Origin of the sequence: Pseudomonas sp. Irchel 3F3, from assembly GCF_900187545.1 — a bacterium.
Classification (GTDB): Bacteria; Pseudomonadota; Gammaproteobacteria; order Pseudomonadales; family Pseudomonadaceae; genus Aquipseudomonas; species Aquipseudomonas fortuita.
In genome coordinates, this window is sequence record NZ_FYDS01000001.1 from 158,202 (window position 1) to 182,498 (window position 24,297).

Sequence of the window (24,297 nt, forward strand, 5' to 3'; positions counted from 1 at the left end):
TGCGCGGTACCTGTGGGAGCCGGCTTGCCGGCGATGAGGCCGGTGCGGGCAATTCAGGTCTAGGGGGCTACCTGGTGCAGTTGCCCCAGCCGGCTGCGGGTACGCATCAGGTCGGCGAGTGGGCCGCCCAGGCTCTCTTCCAGCGGCCGTTTGCCAATCACCGTCACCTGTCGGTCCTGGTCATACAACACATCCACCAGGTTGACGAAGCGCTGCTGGGCCGCCAGCGAGCACTGCGCCAGGTCATCCAGACCATCGATGATCCATTCATCGTACTGCTGCGCCAGCGCCAGGTAGTCGATCACCGCGGTGGCTTTTTCACACAAATCGTCAAAGCCAAGTACCACCCGCCGGCCATCGATAGCCAGCGCACGCAGCGGGCGTTTGTTCACTTCAAGCATGACCGGCTGCTCGTGCGGCACGCTCAGCGCCTGGCGCTGTGCTGCCGTCCCTGGCCATACATAGTGGCCCTGGGTAAACCGCTGGTGCTCGCGATTGGCTGGCAAGCTACGGAAGTCGGTGTCGCCACCCACCTCCAGCACTTGCATGCGCCCGTTGATCAGACGGATTACCGGCAGGAAGCGCTCGTGGTACAGCGGGTTGGGCAATAGCCCTTCGGGCGCATAGTTGGAGGTCACCAGCAGGAACACGCCACGGGCGAACAGCGCGTTGAACAAGCGGGTAAGCAGCATGGCATCGCCGATGTCATGCACGTGAAATTCGTCGAAGCACAACACCTGGCAGCCGCCCACCAGTTCGTCGAGGGTCGCGCCCAACGCATCGTCCAGGGCTCGATGGCGGTGCATGCCCTGATGAAGGCGGGCAAAGAAGTCATGAAAATGCAGGCGGCGCTTGGCCTCGACCGGCACCGCCTGGAAGAAGCCGTCCAGTAGCCAGCTCTTGCCGCGCCCCACCGCCCCATAGAGGTACAGGCTGCGCGGCTGGCCGTGTTCAAGCAGTACCAGTTGTTCGGCCATGCAGTGGATCACCTGTCGCTGGCCGTCACTGAGCTGGTAACCCCGGCTTCGGGCTTTGTCCTCGAACCCGTCAAGCAGTTCGCTCTGGTTGACGGGGGCGCCGCGCAGGCGCTGGCCAAGCTGGCGCAGTGGGGCAGGGATCCAGGCAGACACAGGCAACGCTCCTTGGGCGATGGCGGGGCAGCGTGCAGCTTGCCCGAGGGCGGCCGTTTTGACTAATACAGAAAGTGACCGGCAATGATCACTTCATGCGATAGGTCGGGCCGCACACCCGCTTTGCCTAGCCCTTGCGCTCCAGCTGGCGCTCGATCATGTACTTCACTGCCAGGCGGCGCTCCTTGAGGTGGCGCAGGTCTTCGTCGACGAAGTTGCCCGCCGAGATCGATTCGGCGGCCAGTACCTGGTTGTCGATGTCCACATACTCGTCCAGCAGCCGGTCAAGCGCCTTGTCCTGCTGGCGGCGTTGCTGGACGATTTCACGCGGGTAGTGCAGGTCCTGGTAGAGGTCGTGGGAGACAGGCATGAGGTCCTCCTTGGTCAATGCAATGGGCTTATCTGATTGGAAGGGAGGAATGCGATTGTGTTGAAGCGAAGCGGAAGGAAAGCGACGGATGGTCGTTCTCGCACCACTGAAATGACTAACCCGCTGTTTTTTGGTAATTTTTTTCATCAGGGGGTTCACAGACCGAAAGTTTGTTGTTAAAGTGCCGCGCATTCCAAGACAACAACCCAGTTGTCACTCAGTTGGAATTGTCAGAGCAGCGAATGCTGCATCCGATACAGGGGCGTCGCCAAGCGGTAAGGCAGCAGGTTTTGATCCTGCCATGCGTTGGTTCGAATCCAGCCGCCCCTGCCATTTTTCAGATTAAAACGTATGTCACCCGGTGCTTAGAAAAATAGGCGCTGGGTTTTGTCGTTTCCGCAGTGTTCTCATCGATCCGCAATCCCTGCAGAAGCGGCCTTGTGTTGCGATGGGCTGCGCAGCAGCCCCGGGGATCTGCAATCCTTGGGGCTGCCATGCAGCCCATCCGACCGGTCCCGCGCCCCGGCAAGGCCGCTCTTACAGCCGCGGGTTACCCGGTAATGCCCAGCATCTCGTTCAGCACCCTGGCCAGCTGATCACTCTGCACAGGCTTCTGGATCACCACGCTGCCCGGTAGCTCCAGCCCTTGCAGCTCTGCATAGCCAGTCAGGAACACCACCGGCAACTGGGGGTACCCTTCGCGCGCAGCCAACGCCAATTGTGCGCCGTTGAATTCGGGCATTGCGAAATCGGTAAGCAGCAGATCGATTTCATCGTCCAGCAACGCCAATGCCTGCTCGCCGCTGTGCGCCTGACGTACCTGGTAGCCATACTGGCGCAGCACATCGCCAAGCATGTCACGCACCAGATGGTCATCGTCCACCAGCAACACCGTGCGGTTGCGGCCACTTTCGCTGACTGGCTGGTTGAGCATCGGTACCACGGGCTCACTGACGGCCTGGTCCTTTACTGCTGGCAGGTACACCGCCACCTGGGTGCCCTGGCCAGGCGCGGTGTCGATGTGCACGCCTCCCCCGGACTGTTTGGCGAAGCCGAACACTTGGGCCAGACCCAGGCCCGAACCCTTGCCGATGTCCTTGGTGGTGAAAAACGGCTCGAATACCTTGGTCAGCACCTCTTCGTTCATGCCGCAGCCGGTATCGCGGATGCTCAGCATTACATACTCGCCGGGATCCGGATCTTCCGGGCGTTGCGGGCGGGTGTCGATGCGGGTGTTGCGGGTAGTCAGGGTCAGTTGGCCGCCGTCAGGCATGGCATCGCGGGCATTGATCGCCAGGTTCAGGATGATCATCTCTGTCTGGGTGGGGTCGGTCAGTGCCTGCCACAGGGCCTGGTCCAGGTCCAGGCGCACTGAGATGTTGCCCCCCAATGTGCGGCGCAACAGTTCTTCCAGGCCGGTCAGGGTCTGGTTGAGGTTAAGTGCTACCGGCTCCAGGCGCTGGCGGCGCGAGAAAGCCAGCAACTGCGACGTCAATTTGGCGCCACGCTCGCCCGCTTCGCGGATGTGGGTGAGGCGCGTGCGGGCCTTGTCCAGGTCGGCCTTGGCCAGGTCGCGCTCAAGGAAGCTGGCGCCGGTGAGGATCACCGTCAGCAGGTTGTTGAAGTCGTGGGCCACGCCAGCGGTCAGCTGGCCGACTGCTTCGAGCCGCTGCATCTGCTGCAGCGCCGCCTCGATGCGCTCGCGTTCGTTGATCTGTTCACGCAGGCGGGCGTTGGCCTCTGCAAGGCCCAAGGCGGCTTCGCGCTCGCTGGTGATGTCGCGTGCCACCACGTACAGCAGGGTGTCTTCAGGCACCACCACCCACGACAGCCAGCGTTGCTGGCCGCCGGCGTGCAGGATGCGGCCGACGAAACGTACGCTGGTACGGCCATGGGCGAGGGCGGCCAATTCGGTCAGCAGCAGTTCCTGGTCGGGCTCGGGCAGCAGGTGCAGCAATGACGTTTGGCTCAGGCGCTCGCGGGAGAAGCCCAGGCTGGCTTCCCATGCAGGGTTCAGTGCGACTGGGGTCAGGTCTTTGTTCAACACTGCCAGCAGGTCCTGCGACAGCTCCCAGGCACGGTCGCGTTCGCGGGTGCGGCGCTCGACCCTTTCTCCCAGCATCTCGTTGAGCTGACGCAGCGCCTGGGTGGCCAGGCGTTGCGTGTTGACGTCCTGCAGCACGCCGGAAAAACGCACGCACTGGCCATCGACGAACTGGCTCTGGCCGCTGCTGAGCAACCAGCGTGGTTCCAGGCCGTTGGGTTGCGCGATGCGAAATTCGACCCGATAGCGGCCGCCGCTCTCCGGGCGCATGGCGTGTTCCACGGCCTCACGTACCATTGGCAGGTCGTCCGGGTAGATGCCGTCGTAGAACACTTCAAGGCTCATTTCGGTGCTGACAGGCAGGCCGAACAGGATCTTGCAGCGGTCGTCCCACAGCAACAGGTGCTCTTGTGGGCGCAGGTCCCAGGTGCCCATGCCGGCGGCATCGATGGCAATCCGCGCACGTGCTTCGACGTCGACCAGGGCCTCTTCGGCGCGGCGCCGGCGCTGGCGTTCCTGCACTTCGGTCAGGGCCCGGCGTACCGCCTTGGGCAGCAGTGGCAGGTTCTTCTTCAGCACATAGTCAGTGGCGCCCAGGCGGATCATCTCCACCGCGTGCTCTTCGCCGTAGATGCCAGACAAGAAGATGAACGGAGTGTCCGGTGCCAAACGCTGCGAGATGGCCAGCACCTCGGTGCCAGACGACCCCGGCAGGACGCAGTCGCACAGGATCAGATCGTAGCGTGCCTCACGCAGGGCATGTTCAACCCCCACATGGTCGAACACAAGCTGTGACTGCACATGCAGCCCGCTGCGCTCCAGACGCATCAGGGTAAGCTCGGCGTCCATCGAGCTGTCTTCGACCATCAGCAGTTTCAATGGTGTTTGCTGCATCGTTGCGGCGGCCTCAATTGCTACCGCGACGATTCAGCCGCAGTGAGCCGGGTGGCGGTTCGTTAAGCACTGCCCAGAATATCCCGAGGTCGGAAATGGCGGCGACGAATTCCTTGAAATCTACCGGTTTGACCACGTAGGCGTTGACCCCAAGTTCATAGGCACGCAACAGGTCGGGCTCCTCCCGCGAGGAGGTCAGCATTACCGTGGGGATGCTGCGCAGTTCGGCAGTGGCGCGTACTTCCTTCAGCACTTCCAGGCCATCGACCTTGGGCAGTTTCAGGTCCAGCAACAGCACGGCAGGGTTGCCGTCATCGCGTGTGGCATAGCTGTTGCGGCGCAGCAGGTAGTCGAGTGCGTCGGCGCCATCGCGCAGCACGATGACCTCGTTGGCCAACTGGCTGCGTTCCAGGGCCAGCAGGGTCAGTTCCAGGTCCCGGGGGTTGTCTTCGACCAGCAGGATGGGTTTGAGCATGATAGTAGCGGTGCCTCAGGTAGCAGTGTTTCGGGGGAGGGTAAAGTGGAAGCTTGCGCCCTGGTCGGTCTGGCCTTCTGCCCAGACCCGGCCATCATGGCGCTCGATGATGCGGCGCACACTGGCAAGGCCAATCCCTGTGCCCTCGAAGTCTTCCATGCGGTGCAGGCGCTGGAATACACCGAACAGCTTGCTTGCATAGGCCATGTCGAAGCCCACGCCATTGTCGCGAATGCAGATCTCGGTTTCGCCCGGATGCAGCACCGCACTGATCCCGATGTGTGCAGGTGAACGGCCGCGCGTGTACTTGATTGCATTGGCGATCAGGTTGCGCAGCGCCAGGTTGATGAAGGCCGGATCGCCAATTACCTTGGGTAGCGGAGCGATGTCCCAAACGATTGCGCGGCCTTCGTAATCGGGGGCCAGCTCGCTGCGAATGGCATCGACCAGCGTATTGAGGTCCACGTCGGACAGGCGCAGGGCCGAGCGGCCCATCTGCGAGAAGTTGAGCAAGTTGTCGACCAGGCTACCGGCGAAGTTCGCCGCTTCGCCGATATGATTCAGGAAGCGCTTGCCGCGCTCGCTCAGGCCCTGGCCTTCCAGTTCGCCCAGCAGTTCGGTGTAGCCCGCGATGTGCCGCAGGGGGGCGCGCAGGTCGTGGGAAACACTGTAGGAAAACGCTTCGAGTTCCTTGTTCGAACGGCGCAGGTCACCCGCCAGCTGGGCCAGTTCTTCTGCTTTACGCAGGACGATGCCAAGCACGGCGGTGCGCAGTTCCAGTACGCCCTCGATCACCAGCGGGTCCCAAGGCTCGCTGTAGCCGCGCAGTTCTTCCTGCCAGCGTTCGAAACTGTGCCGCGGGTCGAGGTTGCCCTGCGGCCCGACCTGCTTGATCGGCTGGCCCGCCCAGTTCACCGTGCGCACTTGCTCTGGCCGGAACCACAGCAGGTAGTGCGAGTGGATCTGCGAGATGGCCACCGCCAGTACGCCGCCGGCATGGGCAGCGAGCTCGGGCAGGTCAGTGATGTCGCGGCGCACGTTGTCACTGTGGAATACAGTGTCTTCGCCGCGCTGGCCAAGCCAGTGCACCAGCGCGGTCACCTGGGCTTCAGGCGGCGTCTGGCCGATCAGGTCACAGCGTTCGGCCGAGATGACGGCGGCGCCCTGGGCATCGGCAAAAGCCAGCAACACCTGGGGCAGGTCACGCAGGCCATCACTGACGCTGTCGTGGTCGGCCATGGACGAAATCATGCGCACGATGTGTTGGCGCAATGCCAGCAGCTTGCGCGTGTTGGCATGGGACTCGCGCGATTCGATCTGCAGCGACAGCACACTGGCCAGCAACTCGCAGGCTGTACGGGTACGCAGGTCCACCGCGCGCGGCTGTTGATGGTGGCAGGACACCAGCCCCCACAGCTCGCCGTCGACCACGATCGACAGCGACATCGAAGCCAGCGTACCCATGTTGCGCATGTATTGCAGGTGCACCGGCGAGACACTGCGCAGCGCGGCAAAACTCATGTCCAGTGCCTTGCCTGTACGTGGGTTGAGCGCCGGGAGCAGGGGCGAGGGTTGATAGTTGGCATCCTCGATCACGCGGATGCGGTTGACCCGGTACAGTTCGCGCGCCTGGCGCGGGATGTCTGCAGCAGGGAAGCACAACCCCAGGTAAGCGGGGTAACTTGGGTCAACCGCCTCGGCCAGTACCTGGCCGTTGCCCTCGGCATCGAAACGGTACGCCTTGACCCGGCCAAAGCCGGTAATGCGCTTGAGCTGCAACACCGTTTGCTGCAGCAGGTCTTCGAGGCTGCTGGCCAATTGCAGGCTGCCGACAAAGTTGCGCACCAGCGGGTAATAGTCGCCTTGCCCCGCCAGTTCCGGCGATAAACACGGAGGTTCGAATTCGGCAATCAGTACGTCGTCGTGGCCGTGCACCAGCAAATGCAGCGGGGTGCCGTAAGGCGCACCTTGGGACAAGCGCACATCCCCGATGTGAAAGGGGAAGATTTCATCTTCAGGCAGCCGTGCCAGTTGCGTGTGCAGGTCAAAGCCATCGCTGACCAGGTTGGCGAAAGGGCAACCGATCAGTTCACGGGCCGGCAAGCCCAGCCAGTGCTCGACGTTTTCACTGGCCTGCAGCACGCACAGGTCGATGGGGTCCAGCACCAGCAGAAAACCGTGGGGCTGGACGCTGCTCGGCACGTGGATAGGTTCCCGGGCACAGCGCTCCATGGCTTCTGCCAGCGTGGTGTCTGCAGTCATCAATGAAAACGCTCCTGTCATGTCCGTCCATGTATGGCATAGGCGCCTGGCGCTGGATGAACGCTCTTCAGCCTACCAGAAACCAGGCACATTTACCGGCCCTCGGCCATTGGAGACATGGAGTTCGCCTGTGGTTCTGCGCCGTTTCGGGTTTTTTTTAACGGGGCGCTATCGCTTTATCGCTAATACCAAAAAACGGTTGGGTGCCACCGTCGTTGCCCTGCCTCACTGCTACGCTCTGTTCAGGACGTTTCGACAAGGATAACAAGGTGACGGAGCGCTTAATGGCAGCGGTATTGGGCCTGTTGTTCAGCGGCAGTACCGTAGCAGCGGATTTTCTCGTGGAAGTGCGTGTGCTGGTGCAGCGCGGTTGCATGCTGGTCAACCAGCCCCGCGACGCGGGTGCCCAGGCCCTCGGGCGCATTGACCTGGGCTCGTCGGCACGCCTGGACGGCCCCGGCGCGCCGATGAGCGGTGTTTTGCTCAGCCAGCGTCCCCCGCGCCTTGAATGCAATCCGGACACGCCGTATCAGGTGCATGTCGATGGTGGCCAGCATGGTGGCGCCGGCGAGCTGCGCTACCTGGCCAGCGACGACCGCACGGCTCGGCCCATCCCCTATCGCTTGTACCGCGACGCTGCCTGGCGTGAGCCGCTTGCGGTAGGGGTCGCCCAGTCGGCAAGGGTGCCGGGCAGTGGCTCGGTGGAGCTGCCGTTGTACGCACGCATCGACAAACTGGCGTGGGTGCCGAATGCAGGGGTTTACGCCGACCTGCTCAAAGTCACGGTCACCTGGTAGGGACGCCGCCATGCTCAAGGACGCCACGCCATGAACCGCATCTCGATCTTGTTGCTAACCCTTGGCCCGCTGCTGGTTCCCGGCGGTGAGGCGCACGGCAGCACCACCGGTTTCATCCAGGCGCGGTTGGTGATCAGTGCAGCCTGCCAGATCAGCAGCAACGACACGCAACCGGCTGTGCTGGGCAACCCAGGGGTGCTGGATTTTGGCGAGCGCGGCCCGAACTGGGACCAGCCCCTGCGCAGCCGGGTTGATGAGGCGGGCGGCGCGGGCACCCTGCAGATCAGCTGCACGCCCGAAGTGCGGGCCTTTAATGTACGGATCAATGGTGGACTGAATGGCGACGACGGGGTGCGCCGGTTGAGTAATGGCCGAGAACTCATCCCTTATCAACTGGCGGTCGACCCAGGCGGTAATAGCCGCTACGCCATCGGCCAAGCGCGTGCTTTTACCATCAACAGCACCCAGCAGGTGCCAATCCCGATTTATGGCGTGGTAGTGGCACCAGCGCGTGCACTGCCGGCCGGGCTGTACCGCGACACCCTCAGAGTGACCCTGGACTGGTAACCACGCAAGGAGACTCCGATGCGAACGAACCTTACATGCTGCATGCTCGCAGGCCTGGGCCTGGCCTTGGCTTCACAGGCCCAGGCCGCCACGGTGACCGGCAGCATCAACTCGACCCTGACGCTGATTTCGGCGTGCCAGGTAAATGGTAGTTCGGGGACGTCGGGGCTCAACTTCGGTGCCTTGAACTTCGGTACCCAGGATGCCTTGTTCGTCACCGCCAATGCCCAGGTGCTCGGCGGCGGCGGCGGTGCCATGAGCATCCTGTGCTCGGCGGGTACGGTGCCTGCGATCAAGGTGCGCGCAGGCCTGCATGACGGCCAGTCGAGCGGTGGCACGCGTGCGCTCGCCGATGGGGCCGGCAACTTTGTGCCGTATGACCTGTACACCGACACCGGGCGCACGACCTTACTGGCCATTGACGGCACCATCACCCTGCCGACCAGCACGGGCGTGGCCCAGACCGTCAACCTCTACGGCAAGGCCGTGGGCAAGGCGGGCCTGCCTGCAGGAGTCTACAGCGACACCATCTCGGTCGAACTGTCGTTCTGAGCCATGCGCGGCTGGCTGGCAGGTGGCATGACCGGAGTCGGCATGCTGTTGGCCGCCCCGTTGGGGGCGGTGACCACCAGTACCTTCACAGTCACAGCGCAGGTGGTTGCCGGGTGCCTGGTGGTGGGCGGTGTCACCAGTTACGGCACGCTCGATTATGGCTCACAGTCGGCGCTTTCCAAGGGGTTGCTCAGCACGTCGCTGGGTGGCACTACAGTGACCTTCCAGTGCACGCCGGGCGTGGCCATGAGCATGAGCCTGGACGGTGGGCAGAACAGTGCCAGTGGCACACGCAATTTGAAGCGCACCTCCGGCACGCAAGTGCTGGCTTACCAGTTGTACCGGGACGCGGCCTACAGCCAGAGCCTGGGCATCGGCCAAAGCGTGGCCGTGAGCTATTCCGACCCGACGGCGATCAAGCTGCCGGTCTACGGGCGGGTCCAGCTGACCGGCGTGCTGCCGGCTGGGACCTACACCGATGTGGTGCAAGTGACGGTGACCTGGTAATCGCCAGCGCCACCAACGACAAGTGTTTAAGGAGAGCTGCATGCGGGCAGGCGCGAAGTGGGCGCGTGGATTGATAGGCTTGTTCTGGCTGGCGAGCCTGCCGGCCGGGGCAGCCACCTCGGTGCTGATCTGGCCGATCGACCCGGTGCTGGAGGCCGACCAGAAGGCCGGTGCACTGTGGCTGGAAAACCGGGGCACTGCGCCGGCCAACCTGCAGGTGCGGGTATTCGCCTGGCGCCAGGGTGATTATCAGGAGCAGTTCCAGGCGCAGCGCGAGATCATCGGCAGCCCGCCTGTCGCGAACATTGCCCCCGGGCAAAAGCAGCTGATCCGCCTGACCCGAACTGGCCCTTCACCTGCCGGCCAGGAGCAGGCCTACCGCATCATCATCGACGAGATCCCGCCCGCCATCCCGGTCGACAAGGCCGAGCCCGGTGCCACGGCGGCGATTCGTTTGCAGATGCGTTATTCGGTGCCGCTGTTCGTTTATGGCGAAGGGCTTTGGGGTAAGGCCGACCCTGAAGGCAAACGCAATGCCGAGGGCGTGGGCAAGCCGCAGGTCAGCTGGCGGCCGGTGACGGTGCAGGGCAAACCTTACGTTGAACTGCGTAACACCGGCCCCGTGCATGCGCGGCTGACCGATGTAGTGGTGCAGCAAGGCAGCCAGAGCAAGCCACTGGCTGAAGGCCTGTTGGGCTATGTGCTACCGGGCGCCAGCATGCGCTGGCCTGCTCCCATGGCGGCCTCCAGCGGCAGCGTGCTGAAGGGCAGGGTCAATGGCCAGAGCGCAGCGGACGCCATCCGCCAAGGCCAATGAGTCAACGATTGAATGCAGTGCAGGGGCCAGGGAGGACCCGGCAATGGTTGGAAACCGTGTGTGAAATGGCTCTTGGCGACGACGCGCCGCAGGTGCCTGTTGCTGGCCATGGCCAGCCCGGTGCTGGCGCTGGCCGACGACCTGCCCCCGCCACCCACGGAGATGTCCGCCATCGCCGACGCTACCCTGTACCTCGACCTGGTGGTGAACCAGATGCCAAGGGCTGAACTGGTGCCGGTGCAGCAGCGGGCCGGGCAGTTGTACCTGGGCAGCGAGGTATTGCGGGCAGCCGGTATCTCGTTACCGGGCAACCCCCAAGGCGAGGTAGCCCTGGAAAGCATCGCGGGGCTACACACCGACTATGACAGCCAGAACCAGCGTTTGCTGTTGCAGGTACCGCCGGCCTGGTTGCCAGACCAGCAGGTGGGTGATCGCAACCTGTACCCGGCCAGCGACGCGCGCAGCAGTTTCGGCGCCCTGTTCAATTACGACCTCTACCTGAACGACACCGATGAAGGCGGCACCTACCTGGCAGCCTGGAACGAGCTGCGCCTGTTCGACAGTTGGGGGACCTTTTCCAGTACCGGGCAATGGCGCCAGTCATTCAATGGCGCGCAGGCGGACGATACCCGCCAAGGCTTCATGCGTTACGACACCACCTGGCGCTTCACCGACGAACAGCGCCTGCTCACTTACGAAGCCGGTGATTTCGTGACCGGGGCCTTGCCATGGAGCAGTTCTGTGCGGGTAGGCGGCGTGCAGCTGTCGCGCGACTTCGCTGCGCGCCCCGATCTGGTCACTTACCCGTTGCCGGCGTTCGCAGGCGAAGCAGCGGTGCCGACATCGCTCGACCTGTTCATAAACGGGTTCAAGTCCAGCACCACCGAGCTGCAGCCGGGCCCGTACACCCTGACCAACGTGCCGTTCATCAATGGTGCCGGGGAGGCGGTGGTGGTCACCACGGACGCCCTGGGCCGGCAGGTGTCGACCACCTTACCGTTCTATGTCACCAGCAGCTTGCTGCAGAAGGGCCTTTCTGACTACTCGGTGGCCGCCGGTAGCCTGCGGCGTGATTACGCCGTGCGCGATTTCAGCTACGGGCCGGGTGTTGCCTCGGGCAGCCTGCGCTACGGGCTCAGCGACACCTTCACCCTGGAAACCCACGCCGAAACAGCCGAGTCGCTAATGCTTGGCGGCTTGGGCGGCAACATGCGCCTGGGCACCTTCGGCGTGCTCAACGCCGCCTTGGCGCAAAGCCGCTTCGACGGTGACACAGGCCACCAGGTTGCCCTCGGTTACCAGTACAACAGCCAGCGCATCGGCTTCAGCTACCAGCGCCTGCAACGCCGCGGCGACTATGCCGACCTGACCCGGGTCGACTCCCAGGACATGCAACTGAGCAAAAGCAGCGAACAGGTCACCCTCAGCCTCAACCTGAACGAGTACGGCAGCATTGGCGCCGGTTACTTCGACGTGCGCGCCGGGGATGGCACGCGTACCCGGCTGATCAACCTGAGCTACAGCAGGCCGCTATGGGGCAGCAGCAGTGTGTACCTGTCTGCCAACCGTGAAGTGGGTGACAGCCAGTGGGCCGTGCAGGCGCAACTGGTGATCCCGTTCGACCTGCACGGCACCCTGGCGCTGGGCATGGAGCGCAGCAAAGAAGGCGAGACCCTGCAACGGGTGAACTACAGCCATGCGGTCCCGGCGGGTGTCGGCGTCGGCTACAACCTGGGCTATGCGGCAGGCAGCGACCGTGATGCCTACCGGCAGGCAGACGTCACCTGGCGCTTGCAGTCGGTGCAGTTGCAAGCCGGTGTGTATGGCAGCAGCGGCGAGATGACACGCTGGGCCGATGCCAGTGGCTCCCTGGTGTGGATGGATGCCGGGGTGTTCGCCGCCAACCGCATCGACGATGCCTTCGTGGTGGTCAGTACCGCAGGCTACGCCGATGTGCCGGTGCGCTATGAAAACCAGGAGGTCGGCCGTACCGATGGCAATGGGCACTTGCTGGTGCCGTACAGCAGCGGTTACTACCGTGGCAAATATGAAATCGACCCCATGGACCTGCCGCCGGACGTCCTCGCGCCAAGCGTCGAGCAGCGGGTGGCGGTACGACGGGGCAGTGGCTACCTGCTGGAGTTCCCGCTCAAGCGTGTGATGGCGGCCAGTGTCGAACTGGTGGACAGCAACCAGCAGGCGCTCAAGCTGGGTAGCCGCGTTACCCATGCTGAAAGCGGCAGCCAGGCGGTGGTCGGTTGGGATGGGCTGGTGTACCTGGAGAACCTCTCGCCGCATAACAGCCTGCAGGTAGAGGTTGAGGGTGGTGGACATTGTGAGGTGGCCTTCGACCTGCCCAAGGCTGAAGGTTCGATCCCCCTGATTGGCCCGTTGGTATGCAGATGAAGACGGGTTGGCGCATGTTGTCGGCCGTTATACTGCTGCTGTGGGCTGGCTCGGCCTGGGCCAAGTGCACGGTAGTGTCGACCTTGCCGGTGCTGTTCGGCGCAGTCAATTCGACCCAGGTACGCCTGGCCAGCCAAGCCGCCTCTACCAGCAACGCGGGCTTGCAGTGCAACGGAACGGTGCTGAGTGTGCTCAGCAGCAGTGACTCGTTCAAGCTGACCGTGACCCCGGCCACTGGCGGGTTGGTAGGGCCTACTGGTGATGTTATCCCTTACACCCTGTATGCCGATGCCACCACCAACTTCCCGATTACCCGGAATGTAGCCTTCGAGTTTGGTCGCACCGGTATTCTCGACCTGCTCGGCCTGCTCAACGGCACGCCCAAGGCGGTGCCGCTCTATATCCGCACACAGATTGGCAGTAACGTTGCAGCGGGGTTGTACCAGGAAACCCTGTCGCTGGGGTGGGCATGGAACTATTGCGAAGGGATTGCCATCGGTGGGCTTTGCATCGGGCGTGACAATAGCGCTGGCTCTGCAAGCCTTACCGTGAGCCTGACCGTGACGAACGACTGCCAGATCACCACGCCTGACATCAATTTCGCCAGCGCCCCGGTGGTGGCCGGGTTCGGCACAGTAAGCCAGAGCCTGAGCGTTTCGTGCACCAAGGGCAGCAGCTATACGGTGGGCTTGAATGATGGGCAGAACGTGGCCAATGGTCGCCGGCGAATGAAGTCGGCGGCCAACAACTACCTGGCGTATGACATCTTCAAAAGTTCCGGGACGGTGCGCTGGGGTTCATCGGGTGCCGCCAGACGCTCCAGCACGGATGCCGACGTAAACCCCGGCGCGGGTACAGGCACGGGTAGCCAGGTGTTCAACTACAACGCCAAGGTCTATACCGACCAGGCTACACCGCCGGCAGCCACCTATTCCGACAGCGTGATACTGGATGTGCAGTTTTGACTGAACCCCATTCCTGCCTCGGTTCCCTGTAGGAACGGCCTTGTGTCGCGACAGGGCTGCGCAGCAGCCCCGAGATGGCAGACCCAGCACCGATTGCCGGGGCCGCGTGAGGCAAGGCTAGCGCAAGTCGCCAACCATCTCCGCCAGGGTCTTCAGCACCGCTCCGGCCAGTGCCTTCGAGCGCGCCCCCGACCAGCCGGCAACCGCATCGGGCGCGTCGTCGTGCTCCTTGAACGGCATCTCCAGCGTCAGCGACAGGCAGTCATGGGCCATGCCCACGGCATTGCAGGCCAACGTGGTATTCGCCTGCCCGGGCTCGTCGCGGGTATAGCCGTGCACGGTCTGGAAGTCGCGGGTCACGCTGCACAAAAGGCTGCGGAACTGCTCTTCGAGTTTTGCCAGCCGTGGGGTGTAGCCCGGGTTGCCCTCACAGGCGGCGGTGAATACGTGCGGAATTTCTTCGTCACCATGCACGTCAATGAACGCATCCACGCCGTACCGCTTCATCTGCGCCTGGGCGAAGAATACCTCCGGCGTCAGCTCGACGCTGGCGTCCTGCCAGGCACGGTTGAGGTCCTTGCCCTTGAAATTGGTGCGCAGGTGACCGAGGAACGCGCCGTCGGGGTTCATGTTGGGGATCAGGTACAGGTCGGCCTTGGCCAGCAAGCCCTGGAGCACCTCGTCGTTGGCTTGCAGGCGGTCGATCACGCCTTCCATGAACCATTCGGCCATGTGCTCACCCGGGTGCTGCTGGGCAATCAGCCACAGCTTGCGCTTGCCAGCCGCGCCATCGCCGGCTCGCAGCAGGGGAATATCGCGGCCCTGCACACTGCGACCGCTGGCCAGCAACTCGACCCCAGGGATTTGGCGAGCACGCTCGATCAGCTGGTTGTGACGCGCGCGTGGGTAGGGTTCGAAGTAGGCGAACCAGATCTGGTCCTGCTCCGCTGTCACTTCGAACGACAGCGCTGTGCCGTCGAACTGGCTGGGCACGCGGAACCAGGTTTGCTGGTCGTAGGAGGCCACCGCGTTGTAACCGCTCCAGGCGTTTTTGTACGAGGAGCCGGAAGCGTTGTCGAGGCTGAAGCGATGGACCTGGCCCGGCGTCAGTCCACTGACCTTGAAGTGGAACCACTGGTAGTGGCCGCTGTGGGTATCCGGCCGGATGGCCAGGTGCACCTGGGCAGGGTTGCTGGCATCCAGTACCTGGATGTTGCCGGAATCGAAAGCGCAGTCGATCTGCAGGGGGGACAGCGTCACGGTCATGTGCCGGGCTCCTTTGCGGGCGTTGTTGTAGGGGTACTGTACACGGCTTGGCAGGGTTACTGCGCGCGATCAGGTGATACGCGGGCCCTGCGCGGGTACGCTCGCTGGGCTGAATGCGCTTTAACGTCACTGTCATACGGCCATGGCAGCATCCGGGTCCCCCTTCGCACAGGTGAAACCACAGTGCACTCCGGCCTGACCCGCAAGCCCTTCATGCTTCGCACAAGCGATATGCGCAGCGATGATTTCGGTGCCCTGTTCACCCAGATGTTCGGTAGCTTGTATGCCGACATGCCGCCGCTGGCCCAAGGCATCAGCATTGGGGGCGTGTATGGGCGCTTCGAAGGCATGAGCGTGCGCCGCATGCAGTACGGCGGCGATTTCAGCATCACCCTGCCCACACCACAGGATGAGATCACCTTCGTGCTGCCCACCGCTGGCAAGATCATTTTCGATCACCGGGGCGAGTCGATTGGTGGTGCCCACGTGGGGCTGGCGGTCGACAAGCGCGACATTCGCACCGTGCGTTTTGCCGAAAACCATGCCCAGTGCGGCATGTCGATACGGCGCGCGTTGTTTGCTGAGCGCTTGTCACTGTTGTTGGGCCAGCCTTTGGCGGCACCGGTGTGTTTTGCTCCAGTGGTCGACCTGGCGTTGCCGGTGTTCCAGGGCATACGTGCGTTGCTGGAAATGGCCACCGGTACGCAGTTCGACCAACTGATCAATACCGGCATGCTGATGCCCACCCGGCTGCAGGAAATGGTGGTGGATGCGGTGCTGGAGGCGTGGCCGCACACCTATAGCGATGCTTTGCGCAGCCCGGCACCTGCGTTGGCACCGCGCCATGTGAAGCTGGCGATGGCCTATCTGCACGAGCACCCGGCGCGCTTGGTCAGTGGCACTGAGCTGGCGGGGTTGGTCAATGTCAGCCTGCGCGCCTTGCAGGATGGCTTTCGCCGTTTTGCTGGCACATCGATTGTGGGTTATCAGCGGCAGGTACGGCTGGAGAGCGCGCGCCAGGTACTGGCGCGCGGGGAGGGCGTGTCGGTGGCCGAAGTAGCCTTGCGCCATGGGTTCAGCAACGCGGGGCGTTTTGCCCAGTACTTCCAGCAGGCGTTCGGGGTAAGCCCGGCTGAGTTGAGGCGCGGCAGGTAAGGCCTGATACCAGTCAGTAAAGCCAATCGGGGCTGCAAAGCGGCCCCAATGATATGGTTTAGAACGCGTAGCTGGCCTTGAGGCTGCCACTCACCCCGTGGCTGTCGCCTGCGCCCATCGCCGCCACTTCGCCGCCCACACTCAACGCACCCAGGTTGGCCATCAGGCTCACCCCGCCAGTAAACTGGTCGCGGTTGTCGAACGCCGCACGTTGCTCGATATCCAGCCCCAGCAGATGCCCCTGGCTGTCCACTTGCTGATCCCCCAGGGCATGTTCGTAACCCACTTCCACCCCAGGCACCCACTGCCAGCTGCCGACGGGGATGGGCGTGAAAGACGCCTTCAGGTTGGCCCCTGCACTGCGGCGGGTTGCCTTGAGGTCGTCCACTTGCAGGGCCAGTTCGCTGCCTTTTTCGGTAAAGCCGTTCAGGTCGACGTGGCTGACCCGCACGCCAATGCTCGGCTCCAGCACCACGCCATGGGTGGGCAGGCGATAACCCAGCGCCAGGCTGGCGCCAGCCAGCGTACCGTGGCTGTCACCCTTGGCCGTGCCCAGGCCGCCGCCCAGTTCGCGTTTGCTGGAGTAGTCGAGCCAGCCACCCCTGATGTCGGCATCGATGAACAGTCCGTGCTCCAGGCCGCCAGGGGCGAAGCGTGCGCCCAGGCTGAGGAAGGTCAGGTCGGTATCGGCCTCGCCACCGGCCCCGCCCACCTTGCCACGGTTATAGCCAAAACCGGCATGGCCGCTGAGCTGCTCGGAAAAGCGCTGGGTCATGCCCACCATCAACCCCTGGCTATGCGCGTTGCTGCTGGCCGCATGGGCTGAGCCGTCAGTGCCGAGGTAGCCGGCCAGCCCTGTGCTCCACAGGCGCGCCTGGCCGGCCTTGAGGCCGCTGCCGTCGGCAAAGGGCGAAGCCGCACGCTCGACCATGGCGCCCTGGCGCAGCAGGTAGCTGGCGGCATCCGCGTGCACCTGGCCGCCAACGGTCGAGGTCACGCCGCCCAAGCTGCCGGCATCGATGGCCGATTGCAGGTAGTAGTTGTAGGCGCTGTAGCTGCCCGACAGCGAGGTGTCCTGCAGCTCGCGCAACAATTGCGCGCCGGCGGCAGCGTTGCCCAGCAGGCCTGCCTCGCCGGGCAGGGAACCATAGCGCACCATCTTGCCGCGCAGCACGTAGATCGTTTCCTGGCTCAGGCCCAGGCCCTGCTTGAGGTAGTTGTCCATGTTGCCGTAGTTGGCGCTGATTTCATCGAGGCCAGCCTGCAGGTAGCTGGCTTCGACCCCCAGCAGCGGTGCATAGATTTCGGCCATGCTCGCCGGCATCGCCGCCAGCGTGGCAGCCACGCGGGCGGCGGTGTAGCCGTTGGTGGCCAGGTAGTTACTCATGATGCTGGCCTCGTCCACCCCGGCGATGCTCAGCAGCACCGCTGCCGTCCAGCCGGTGCGGTCCTTGCCCGCGGTGCAATGAAACAGCGCGGCGCCATCGGCAGCCGCCAGTTCGTTGAACAGCACGGCAAACTGGCCACGCATGCCGGCGTCGCTGACGAAGGCGCGGTTGGTCTCCTGCATCATCGCCCGCGCCTGTTCTGCGCTGCTGAAGGAAATGTTGGTGATGTTGGAGCCCGATGTGGTGCTGCCAATGATGTCGATGTTGGTGTAGCTGGCGCCGCCCGGCAGCGTATCGGGCGTGCTGGCGATTTCGCTTGGGGTGCGCAGGTCGTACACATTGCTGATACCCAGGCCATTGAGGGTGGCCAGGTCGGCGGCGGTCGGGGTAAGGGCGTTGGCACGGTAGAACACACCCGCCCGCATTGTGCCGTCATGGCTGGTCGGGTAGGCGCTGGTGGTGCCGGCGAGGTCGCGGAAATTATCCATACCGGCCAGGCGTGGGGTGGCGAGCGCTTCGGCGGCATGGGCGGTGGAAATGGCAAGGGTAAGCAGGGACAGGGAGCAGAGCACACGTTGCAGCACGGATCAGGCCTCAGGCAGTGGGTTAGGCTGTCTACTGTCCTGGGGCAACATGAAACTGAATGTTACATTTTGCGGTGATGTGCAAAGGCTTGCGCGATCTGTCCTTGTTTTGCGTCTTCTGTCCCGGCGACTGGGGCGCAAAGCGCCCCGTTAATCACACACTGGCCAGACCTGGAACGCAGGGTTGCTTTCATTTCGGCTGAGACGAGGGTTTGCCTGTTTTTGTTTTTTTGCATATTAGCTTATGAATTTAATTACTTTTATTTATTTGATCTAGCCGGCTACATTCGCAGTTTCTTCAACCTGCAAGGAACTGCGGATGTCCATTCGATCTCGCCTGCTGCTTTTCGCGGCTGCCACACTGCTGGCTACTCAGGCATTTGCCAGTGACCGCCTGACCCTGCGCATCGGTGACCAAAAAGGCAACATGCGCGCCCAGCTGGAGGCAGCCGATGCCCTGCGTGACTTGCCTTACGACATCCGCTGGGCCGAGTTCCCCGCTGCCGCGCCTTTGGCCGAGGCACTGAATGCCGGCGCGATCGATGCTGGCATCATTGGCGATGCACCATTGCTCTTCGTGCTGGCCTCTGGTGCGCCGGTCAAGGCCATTGCCGTGGACAAGTCCGACCCGTATGGCACGGCGCTGCTGGTGCGCCCCGACGCAGCGCTGCACAGCGCTACCGACCTCAAGGGCAAGCGGATCGCCACGGGCCGTGGCTCTATAGGCCACCACCTTGCATTGAAGGCACTGGATCAGGTCGGGCTCAGCGAAAAGGACGTGGAGTTTCGCTTCCTCGGCCCCGTCGACGCCAAGATCGCCCTGGCCAATGGCTCGGTGGACGCCTGGTCGACCTGGGAACCCTACACCGCGCTGGCCGAGCAGAGCGGCCAGGGCAAAGTGCTGGTCAACGGTCGGGGGTTGTCCAGTGGCAACAGTTTCCTGGCCGCCACCGACAAGGCGCTGGGTGATCCGGCTCGCAAGGCCGCATTGCAGGACTACCTTGTGCGCCTGGCCGGCGCCCAGGTCTGGGCTTACCAGCATCTGGACAGCTATTCACAAACCCTGGCTGCGATCATCGGCTTTCCGCAGGATGCTGCCCGCCTGCAGTTCGAGCGGCGCCAACTGGTTTGGCAGGCGATTGACGCGAAGACCATCGGCGAACAGCAGGAAACCGCCGACTTTTACCACGCCCACGGCCTGATGAATCAACGCCTGGACGTGGCCCCGACCTTTGCCAGTGGCTTTAGCGTGCCCGCCCCTGACTCACTGGCCCAACATTGACCCGGAGACGTCCCATGCTGCACCGCAAACGCCTGCGCCACCTGGCCCTGGGCCTGCTGCTCGGCTGCCTGCTACCGTCGCTCGCCAGCGCCGATCAGACCCTGCGCATCGGTTACCAGAAGTCCTCAACCCTGCTGACCTTGCTCAAGGCCCGTGGCACCCTGGAGCAGCGCCTGCAGGCCGAAGGTATCCGCGTCAGCTGGCACGAGTTCCCCAGTGGCCTGCCGCTGCTGGAGGCGCTGAACCTGGGCAATATAGACCTGTCGGCGGATGTGGCCGACACCGTGCCTGTATTCACCCAGGCAGCTGGCGCCAAGCTCACCTATTTTGCTCGTGAGGCGCCATCCCCCTCGGCCCAGGCCATCCTGGTGCCAGCCGACTCGCCGCTCAAGACCCTGGCCGACCTCAAGGGCAAGCGTGTGGCGGTGACCAAGGCGGCGGGCAGCCATTACCTGTTGATCCAGGCCTTGGCCAAGGCCGGTCTTGGTTTCAAGGACATTACCCCGGCGTACCTGATTCCCGCCGACGGCCGGGCGGCGTTCGAGAACGGCAAGGTCGATGCCTGGGTCACCTGGGACCCGTATGTGGCCAGCGCCCAGCGCCAGCAGAACGCGCGCATCCTGGCCGATGGCAGCGAGCTGGCGAGTTACCAGCGCTACTACCTGGCCGGTAGCGATTACGCCAAGGCGCATCCTGAAGTGCTGCAGCAGGTGTACCAGGCGCTGCGCGAGATCGGGGCCTGGACCAAGGCCAACCCTGCAGCGGCTGCCCGGGTACTGGGGCCGCTGTGGGGCAACCTGGACAGCGCGACGGTGCAGCAGGCCAATGGCCGACGCAGCTATGACGTGCAGCCGGTGCAACTGGGCAACCTGGGTGAGCAACAGCGTATTGCCGATGCCTTCTACCGCGAAGGGCTGCTGCCCAAACCGGTGGATGCGCGTGCGGTGACGGTGTTCGAGCCGCACGCTGCTGACTGAGGATACCCGCGAAGAGGCCGGTGCCGACAATCTGTAAACTGAGGGCTACTTGAAGAACTGACTGGGCGTAGTACCGAAGTGGCGCTTGAACATGCTGGCAAAGGCACTGGGGCTGTCATACCCCAGTGCCCCCGCCACGTCGATGATCCGCTCGCCCTGGGCAATCCGCTCCAGTGCCTGCATCAGCCGCGCCTGTTGGCGCCACTGGCCGAAGGTCATGCCGGTTTCGCTGCGGAACAACCGCTGGATGGTCTTCTCGTCCACCCCCAGTTGCTGGCCCCAGTCGGCCACAGTGGCGTTATCGTCGGGCCGCTCTTGCAATCCCGTGCAAATCACCCGCAGGCGCTTGTCGCTGGGTTGCGAGAGCTTAAGCGGCAAGGTCGGCAGTACGCTGATCTCGTCGAGGATCAGGCGCATTACCCGGGCTTCGCGCGAGTCCTCGGCAAAGGGTGCGGTAAAGCCCACCGAAGCCTTGATCAATTCGCTGAGCAGCGGCGAGATGCTGATGGCCTTGCTCTGCAGGGGCAGGCCCGCTGCCGCATCGGTGCGCACGAACACACTGCGCATCTTCACATCGCCCACGCAGCGGATGGCATGCACCTGGCCGCAAGGCATCCACACCCCGCGGCTGGGTGGCACTGTCCAGCATTCGTTGCCGGACTCGACGATCATCAGCCCTTTGATGGCATAGATCAGTTGATGCTTGGCATGGGTATGGGGCTCGATGAACCAGTCGCTGGGGTAGTCCGTTGCACGGCTACCCACTTCCCAGGTCCACTGATCGACCTCCACCAGCAATTCGCGCTGCGGTTTTACCATCGTGACCTCGTATAGATGCAGCCTGGCAGCGCCACTTTAGCAGCAGCGGCTGGGCGGGGCCTTCGAACGGGTTGCTGGCAACAGCGCGGTTACCAGGCCCAGCAGCGGCAGGAACGCGATCGCCTGGTATACCCACTCGATGCCATGGCGGTCGGCCAGCTCACCCAGGCCGGCGGCACCAATGCCGCTGATGCCGAACATCAGCCCGAACATTACCCCCGAAACCATGCCGACCCGGCCCGGCACCGCTTCCTGGGCATACACCACCAGCGCCGCGAAAGCCGAGGACATTACCAGGCCGATGGCCACCGCCAGTATCGCTGTCCAGGCCAGGTTGGCGTGGGGCAGGGCGAGGGCAAAGGGTGCCACGCCAAGAAACGAAACCCAGATCACCGCCTTGCGCCCGATGCGGTCTCCCACCGGGCCACCGGCAAAAGTGCCCAATGCCACGGCTGCGAGGAACACGAACAGATACAGCTGGCTGTGTTGCACGCTCAGGCCGAAGTGCTCGATCAGGTAGAAGGTGAAGTAGTTGGTGAACGAGGCGATGTAAACAAACTTGGCGAACATCAGCACGGCGACCACCACCACGGCGCGCCACATGGCGCCCCGCGACAGCCCGGGGGCCTGCTGGCCGGCGAAACGCTTGAGCCGGGCCTGGCCGTGGCGCATGCTCCAGCCGGTCACCCGCAGCAGCACCACCACGGCCAGCGCAGCCGCCAGCATGAACCAGGCAATGGCCGGCTGGCCGTGTGGTATGACGATGGCAGCGGTCAGCAGCGGGCCGAGGGCGGAGCCTGTGTTGCCACCCACCTGGAAGGTCGACTGGGCGGTGCCGAAGCGCCCGCCTGAGGCCATGCGGGCCACCCGCGAAGCTTCGGGGTGGAAGGTTGCCGAACCTACGCCGACCACCGCAGCAGCCACCAGCAGCATTTCATAGCTGCCCGCGAAGGCGAGCAGGGCGATGCCCGCCAATGTCACCAGCATACCGGCTGGCAACAGGTACGGTTGCGGGTGCTTGTCGGTGTACATCCCGACCCAGGGTTGCAGCAGAGAGGCTGTTACCTGGTAGACGAGGGCGATCCAGCCGATCTGGGCAAAGCTCAACGCGAAGTCGCTTTTCAGCATCGGGTAGATCGACGGCAGTACGGCCTGGATCAGGTCGTTCAGCAGGTGGGCGAAAGCGGCAGCACCGACGATACGGACTACAAAGCCCTGAGGTTGGTCGGCAGGCGGGGCGGCGGCCAAGGCGGCGGAAGTTGTCATGGGCAAGGTTCTTCTGTGGCAAGGGAACAAGGCATTGCCGCCGCAGGTTAGCCAGTACCCAGGTTGCCTGTCTCCCGCCGAACAGGCAGCCACTGTCGCGTTTCGGGCATCCGTGCCCGCACCGCTGTTCCAACCCCCGCTGGTAGCTCAGAGACCCAGCTCGCTCAACCCGGGGTGGTCATCCGGGCGCCGCCCCAGCGGCCAGTGGAACTTGCGCTCGGCTTCGCTGATGGGGTGTTCGTTAATGCTCGAGTGGCGGTTCTGCATCAGCCCATCGTCGGCGAACTCCCAGTTCTCGTTGCCGTAGGCGCGGAACCATTGTCCGCTGTCGTCGTGGTACTCATAGGCATAGCGCACAGCAATACGGTTGCCGGTGAAGGCCCACAGCTCCTTGATCAGGCGGTACTCCAGTTCGTGGTCCCATTTGCGGGTGAGGAACGCCTCGACCTCGGCACGCCCACGGGGGAACTCGACGCGGTTGCGCCAGACCGTGTCAGGGGTATACGCGAGGGCGACTTTGGCCGGGTCGCGGCCGTTCCAGCCATCTTCGGCCAGGCGCACCTTTTCGATGGCACTTTCGTGGGTGAAGGGCGGTAGTGGTGGTCGGGACATCGGCGTACTCCTCAGGTCGTTTGGTTTTTAGCAGGTTAGCTGCCGGTGCCTGGACAGAGAATGGATGTGCGCGACACTTCATAATTGCGGTGCGTGGAACAATACAGGCTTGTGATCGAAGCCATGGCCTTGCCGCGCGCGGGCCTGGCTGTGCGGCAGTGGGGGGCAAGGCGGCCCTCAATGCCTGTATCAAGGCTGAAAAGTTGGGGTGTCAGTCCCAGACCGGCGCCAGGCCGTCAGGGCTGACTTCTCGGCCATTGCGTTCGAGTGTGGCGATGCGTGCCATGTCGTCGGCGCCCAGCTTCAGGTCACGGGCAAGCAGGTTGCTGGCCAGGTTTTCGCGTTTGGTCGAAGACGGGATGACCGCGTAGCCCAGCTGCAGGGCCCAGGCCAGCGCAACCTGGGCGACGGTGGCCTTGTGCTTGGCTGCTATTTCGGCCAGTAGCGGGTCTTTCAGAACCTTGCCGTAGGCCAGGGTCATGTACGAAGTCACGGTAATGCCCTGTTCATTCAGAAATGCTGCCAGCTTGCTGTTCTGCAAGTACGGGCTCAGCTCGATCTGGTTGGTGGCAATTTCGCCTTTGCCGACTACATCAATGGCTTGGCGGGTCAGCTCGATATTGAAGTTGGACACACCGATCTGGCGTGTCAGCCCCAGCTTCTTCGCTTCGGCCAGCGCAGTCATGTATTCGCGCAGTTCCACGCCGTTGCCCGGCGCCGGCCAGTGGATCAGCAGCAGGTCGACGTAGTCGGTGCGCAGCTTCTTCAGGCTCTCGCGCAGGCTGGCAATCAGCTTGTCGGCGGCATAGTTGTCGACCCAGATCTTGGTGGTGATGAACAGCTCGTTGCGCGGCACGCCACTTTCGGCGATGGCCTGGCCGACTTCGGCTTCGTTCTTGTAGATCTGTGCGGTGTCGATGGCGCGGTAGCCCAGCGCCAGGGCCGACTTGACCGAGTCGATAACAGTTTGGCCAGTGAGGCGGAAGGTGCCGAGCCCGAAGGAAGGAACGCTCATTGAGTTACTCCTGAATAGTGGGGGAAATCATGTGACGGCCAGTGTGCAGGTTCGCAAGGCAGCGAATAAGCCGCTGCTGCGTCAAAGTCATTTGAACTGTAGGCAAGAATGATTCCGCGCACATCTGTTCAGAGCGTGAGGTAGCGC

21 protein-coding genes and 1 tRNA gene are annotated in these 24,297 nt (G+C 63.5%); 11 read left to right on the top strand and 11 right to left on the bottom strand.

Annotation, left to right across the window (positions count from 1 at the left end; translation table 11 throughout):
• Positions 1 to 59 precede the first annotated feature (59 nt).
• Positions 60 to 1,130, bottom strand: coding sequence for a cell division protein ZapE (zapE, locus tag CKW35_RS00845; RefSeq protein ID WP_095114808.1), 1,071 nt, complete (start codon positions 1,128 to 1,130; stop codon positions 60 to 62).
• A 127-nt stretch (positions 1,131 to 1,257) separates the two neighbouring features.
• Positions 1,258 to 1,500: a hypothetical protein gene (locus CKW35_RS00850; protein ID WP_016485928.1), complete on the bottom strand. Its 243-nt coding sequence runs from the start codon at positions 1,498 to 1,500 to the stop codon at positions 1,258 to 1,260.
• Positions 1,501 to 1,758: 258 nt separating this feature from the next.
• Here CKW35_RS00850 and CKW35_RS00855 point away from each other — a divergent pair.
• Positions 1,759 to 1,833: transfer RNA gene (locus CKW35_RS00855), tRNA-Gln, on the top strand.
• Between the two features lie 217 nt (positions 1,834 to 2,050).
• Here the strand turns inward: CKW35_RS00855 and CKW35_RS00860 are convergent.
• The 3 genes from CKW35_RS00860 to CKW35_RS00870 are packed head-to-tail and all read right to left on the bottom strand — an operon-like array spanning position 2,051 to position 7,175.
• Complete coding sequence (locus CKW35_RS00860) at positions 2,051 to 4,438, bottom strand: hybrid sensor histidine kinase/response regulator (RefSeq protein ID WP_095114809.1); 2,388 nt, start codon at positions 4,436 to 4,438, stop codon at positions 2,051 to 2,053.
• A 13-nt stretch (positions 4,439 to 4,451) separates the two neighbouring features.
• Complete coding sequence (locus CKW35_RS00865; RefSeq protein WP_016485929.1) at positions 4,452 to 4,913, bottom strand: response regulator; 462 nt, start codon at positions 4,911 to 4,913, stop codon at positions 4,452 to 4,454.
• A gap of 15 nt (positions 4,914 to 4,928) precedes the next feature.
• Complete coding sequence (locus CKW35_RS00870; protein ID WP_095114810.1) at positions 4,929 to 7,175, bottom strand: ATP-binding protein; 2,247 nt, start codon at positions 7,173 to 7,175, stop codon at positions 4,929 to 4,931.
• A 269-nt stretch (positions 7,176 to 7,444) separates the two neighbouring features.
• Here CKW35_RS00870 and CKW35_RS00875 point away from each other — a divergent pair, with 269 nt between their 5' ends.
• From CKW35_RS00875 to CKW35_RS00905, 7 genes are all read left to right on the top strand, one after another.
• Positions 7,445 to 7,972, top strand: coding sequence for a spore coat U domain-containing protein (locus tag CKW35_RS00875; protein WP_095114811.1), 528 nt, complete (start codon positions 7,445 to 7,447; stop codon positions 7,970 to 7,972).
• A gap of 30 nt (positions 7,973 to 8,002) precedes the next feature.
• On the top strand, positions 8,003 to 8,539 hold the full coding sequence (locus tag CKW35_RS00880; RefSeq protein ID WP_095114812.1) for a spore coat U domain-containing protein: 537 nt from the start codon (positions 8,003 to 8,005) through the stop codon (positions 8,537 to 8,539).
• An 18-nt stretch (positions 8,540 to 8,557) separates the two neighbouring features.
• Positions 8,558 to 9,091: a spore coat U domain-containing protein gene (locus CKW35_RS00885; RefSeq protein ID WP_016485933.1), complete on the top strand. Its 534-nt coding sequence runs from the start codon at positions 8,558 to 8,560 to the stop codon at positions 9,089 to 9,091.
• A 3-nt stretch (positions 9,092 to 9,094) separates the two neighbouring features.
• Positions 9,095 to 9,598, top strand: coding sequence for a spore coat U domain-containing protein (locus CKW35_RS00890; RefSeq protein ID WP_016485934.1), 504 nt, complete (start codon positions 9,095 to 9,097; stop codon positions 9,596 to 9,598).
• A 40-nt stretch (positions 9,599 to 9,638) separates the two neighbouring features.
• Complete coding sequence (locus CKW35_RS00895) at positions 9,639 to 10,415, top strand: molecular chaperone (RefSeq protein ID WP_016485935.1); 777 nt, start codon at positions 9,639 to 9,641, stop codon at positions 10,413 to 10,415.
• 108 nt (positions 10,416 to 10,523) lie between these two features.
• Positions 10,524 to 12,821, top strand: coding sequence for a fimbria/pilus outer membrane usher protein (locus CKW35_RS00900; RefSeq protein ID WP_095115093.1), 2,298 nt, complete (start codon positions 10,524 to 10,526; stop codon positions 12,819 to 12,821).
• The gene (locus tag CKW35_RS00905; protein ID WP_023049350.1) at positions 12,812 to 13,786 is read left to right on the top strand and encodes a spore coat U domain-containing protein; all 975 of its coding nucleotides are present in this window, start codon (positions 12,812 to 12,814) and stop codon (positions 13,784 to 13,786) included. Before CKW35_RS00900 ends, CKW35_RS00905 begins: the two co-directional genes overlap by 10 nt.
• Positions 13,787 to 13,903: 117 nt before the next feature.
• On the opposite strand, the gene CKW35_RS00910 is transcribed toward CKW35_RS00905, so the two are convergent.
• Entirely contained in the window at positions 13,904 to 15,052 is a 1,149-nt protein-coding gene (locus CKW35_RS00910) for a M14-type cytosolic carboxypeptidase (protein ID WP_095114813.1), read from the bottom strand.
• 183 nt (positions 15,053 to 15,235) lie between these two features.
• Here CKW35_RS00910 and CKW35_RS00915 point away from each other — a divergent pair, with 183 nt between their 5' ends.
• Complete coding sequence (locus CKW35_RS00915) at positions 15,236 to 16,207, top strand: AraC family transcriptional regulator (protein WP_095114814.1); 972 nt, start codon at positions 15,236 to 15,238, stop codon at positions 16,205 to 16,207.
• Positions 16,208 to 16,265: 58 nt separating this feature from the next.
• Here the strand turns inward: CKW35_RS00915 and CKW35_RS00920 are convergent, their stop codons facing one another.
• Positions 16,266 to 18,179: a tyrosine-protein phosphatase gene (locus CKW35_RS00920; RefSeq protein ID WP_095114815.1), complete on the bottom strand. Its 1,914-nt coding sequence runs from the start codon at positions 18,177 to 18,179 to the stop codon at positions 16,266 to 16,268.
• A 325-nt stretch (positions 18,180 to 18,504) separates the two neighbouring features.
• Here CKW35_RS00920 and CKW35_RS00925 point away from each other — a divergent pair, with 325 nt between their 5' ends.
• Both CKW35_RS00925 and CKW35_RS00930 read left to right on the top strand, forming a co-directional pair.
• Positions 18,505 to 19,461, top strand: coding sequence for an ABC transporter substrate-binding protein (locus CKW35_RS00925; RefSeq protein WP_371855215.1), 957 nt, complete (start codon positions 18,505 to 18,507; stop codon positions 19,459 to 19,461).
• A gap of 14 nt (positions 19,462 to 19,475) precedes the next feature.
• On the top strand, positions 19,476 to 20,438 hold the full coding sequence (locus CKW35_RS00930; RefSeq protein WP_060518820.1) for an aliphatic sulfonate ABC transporter substrate-binding protein: 963 nt from the start codon (positions 19,476 to 19,478) through the stop codon (positions 20,436 to 20,438).
• 45 nt (positions 20,439 to 20,483) lie between these two features.
• Here CKW35_RS00930 and CKW35_RS00935 read toward each other — a convergent pair whose 3' ends face one another.
• From CKW35_RS00935 to dkgB, 4 genes are all read right to left on the bottom strand, one after another.
• Positions 20,484 to 21,257 carry a helix-turn-helix domain-containing protein gene (locus CKW35_RS00935; protein ID WP_095114817.1) on the bottom strand — a complete coding sequence of 258 codons (774 nt, stop codon included), beginning with the start codon at positions 21,255 to 21,257 and terminating at the stop codon, positions 20,484 to 20,486.
• Positions 21,258 to 21,293: 36 nt separating this feature from the next.
• Positions 21,294 to 22,523, bottom strand: coding sequence for an MFS transporter (locus tag CKW35_RS00940; RefSeq protein ID WP_095114818.1), 1,230 nt, complete (start codon positions 22,521 to 22,523; stop codon positions 21,294 to 21,296).
• 147 nt (positions 22,524 to 22,670) lie between these two features.
• Positions 22,671 to 23,135, bottom strand: a complete 465-nt coding sequence (locus CKW35_RS00945) for a DUF1348 family protein (protein WP_016485945.1) — start codon at positions 23,133 to 23,135, stop codon at positions 22,671 to 22,673.
• Between the two features lie 211 nt (positions 23,136 to 23,346).
• Positions 23,347 to 24,150, bottom strand: coding sequence for a 2,5-didehydrogluconate reductase DkgB (gene dkgB / locus CKW35_RS00950; RefSeq protein WP_016485946.1), 804 nt, complete (start codon positions 24,148 to 24,150; stop codon positions 23,347 to 23,349).
• Positions 24,151 to 24,297: the final 147 nt, after the last annotated feature.

Excerpts from the sequence above, each read along its gene's own strand:
- CKW35_RS00870 (WP_095114810.1), bottom strand. The coding sequence starts at position 7,175 with ATGACTGCAGACACCACGCTGGCAGAAGCCATGGAGCGCTGTGCCCGG.
- CKW35_RS00940 (WP_095114818.1), bottom strand. The coding sequence starts at position 22,523 with ATGACAACTTCCGCCGCCTTGGCCGCCGCCCCGCCTGCCGACCAACCT.
- CKW35_RS00850 (WP_016485928.1), bottom strand. The coding sequence starts at position 1,500 with ATGCCTGTCTCCCACGACCTCTACCAGGACCTGCACTACCCGCGTGAA.
- CKW35_RS00900 (WP_095115093.1), top strand. The coding sequence starts at position 10,524 with ATGGCCAGCCCGGTGCTGGCGCTGGCCGACGACCTGCCCCCGCCACCC.
- CKW35_RS00885 (WP_016485933.1), top strand. The coding sequence starts at position 8,558 with ATGCGAACGAACCTTACATGCTGCATGCTCGCAGGCCTGGGCCTGGCC.
- CKW35_RS00860 (WP_095114809.1), bottom strand. The coding sequence starts at position 4,438 with ATGCAGCAAACACCATTGAAACTGCTGATGGTCGAAGACAGCTCGATG.
- CKW35_RS00945 (WP_016485945.1), bottom strand. The coding sequence starts at position 23,135 with ATGTCCCGACCACCACTACCGCCCTTCACCCACGAAAGTGCCATCGAA.
- CKW35_RS00905 (WP_023049350.1), top strand. The coding sequence starts at position 12,812 with ATGCAGATGAAGACGGGTTGGCGCATGTTGTCGGCCGTTATACTGCTG.
- CKW35_RS00910 (WP_095114813.1), bottom strand. The coding sequence starts at position 15,052 with ATGACCGTGACGCTGTCCCCCCTGCAGATCGACTGCGCTTTCGATTCC.
- dkgB (WP_016485946.1), bottom strand. The coding sequence starts at position 24,150 with ATGAGCGTTCCTTCCTTCGGGCTCGGCACCTTCCGCCTCACTGGCCAA.
- CKW35_RS00930 (WP_060518820.1), top strand. The coding sequence starts at position 19,476 with ATGCTGCACCGCAAACGCCTGCGCCACCTGGCCCTGGGCCTGCTGCTC.
- CKW35_RS00865 (WP_016485929.1), bottom strand. The coding sequence starts at position 4,913 with ATGCTCAAACCCATCCTGCTGGTCGAAGACAACCCCCGGGACCTGGAA.
- CKW35_RS00890 (WP_016485934.1), top strand. The coding sequence starts at position 9,095 with ATGCGCGGCTGGCTGGCAGGTGGCATGACCGGAGTCGGCATGCTGTTG.
- CKW35_RS00895 (WP_016485935.1), top strand. The coding sequence starts at position 9,639 with ATGCGGGCAGGCGCGAAGTGGGCGCGTGGATTGATAGGCTTGTTCTGG.
- CKW35_RS00880 (WP_095114812.1), top strand. The coding sequence starts at position 8,003 with ATGAACCGCATCTCGATCTTGTTGCTAACCCTTGGCCCGCTGCTGGTT.
- CKW35_RS00935 (WP_095114817.1), bottom strand. The coding sequence starts at position 21,257 with ATGGTAAAACCGCAGCGCGAATTGCTGGTGGAGGTCGATCAGTGGACC.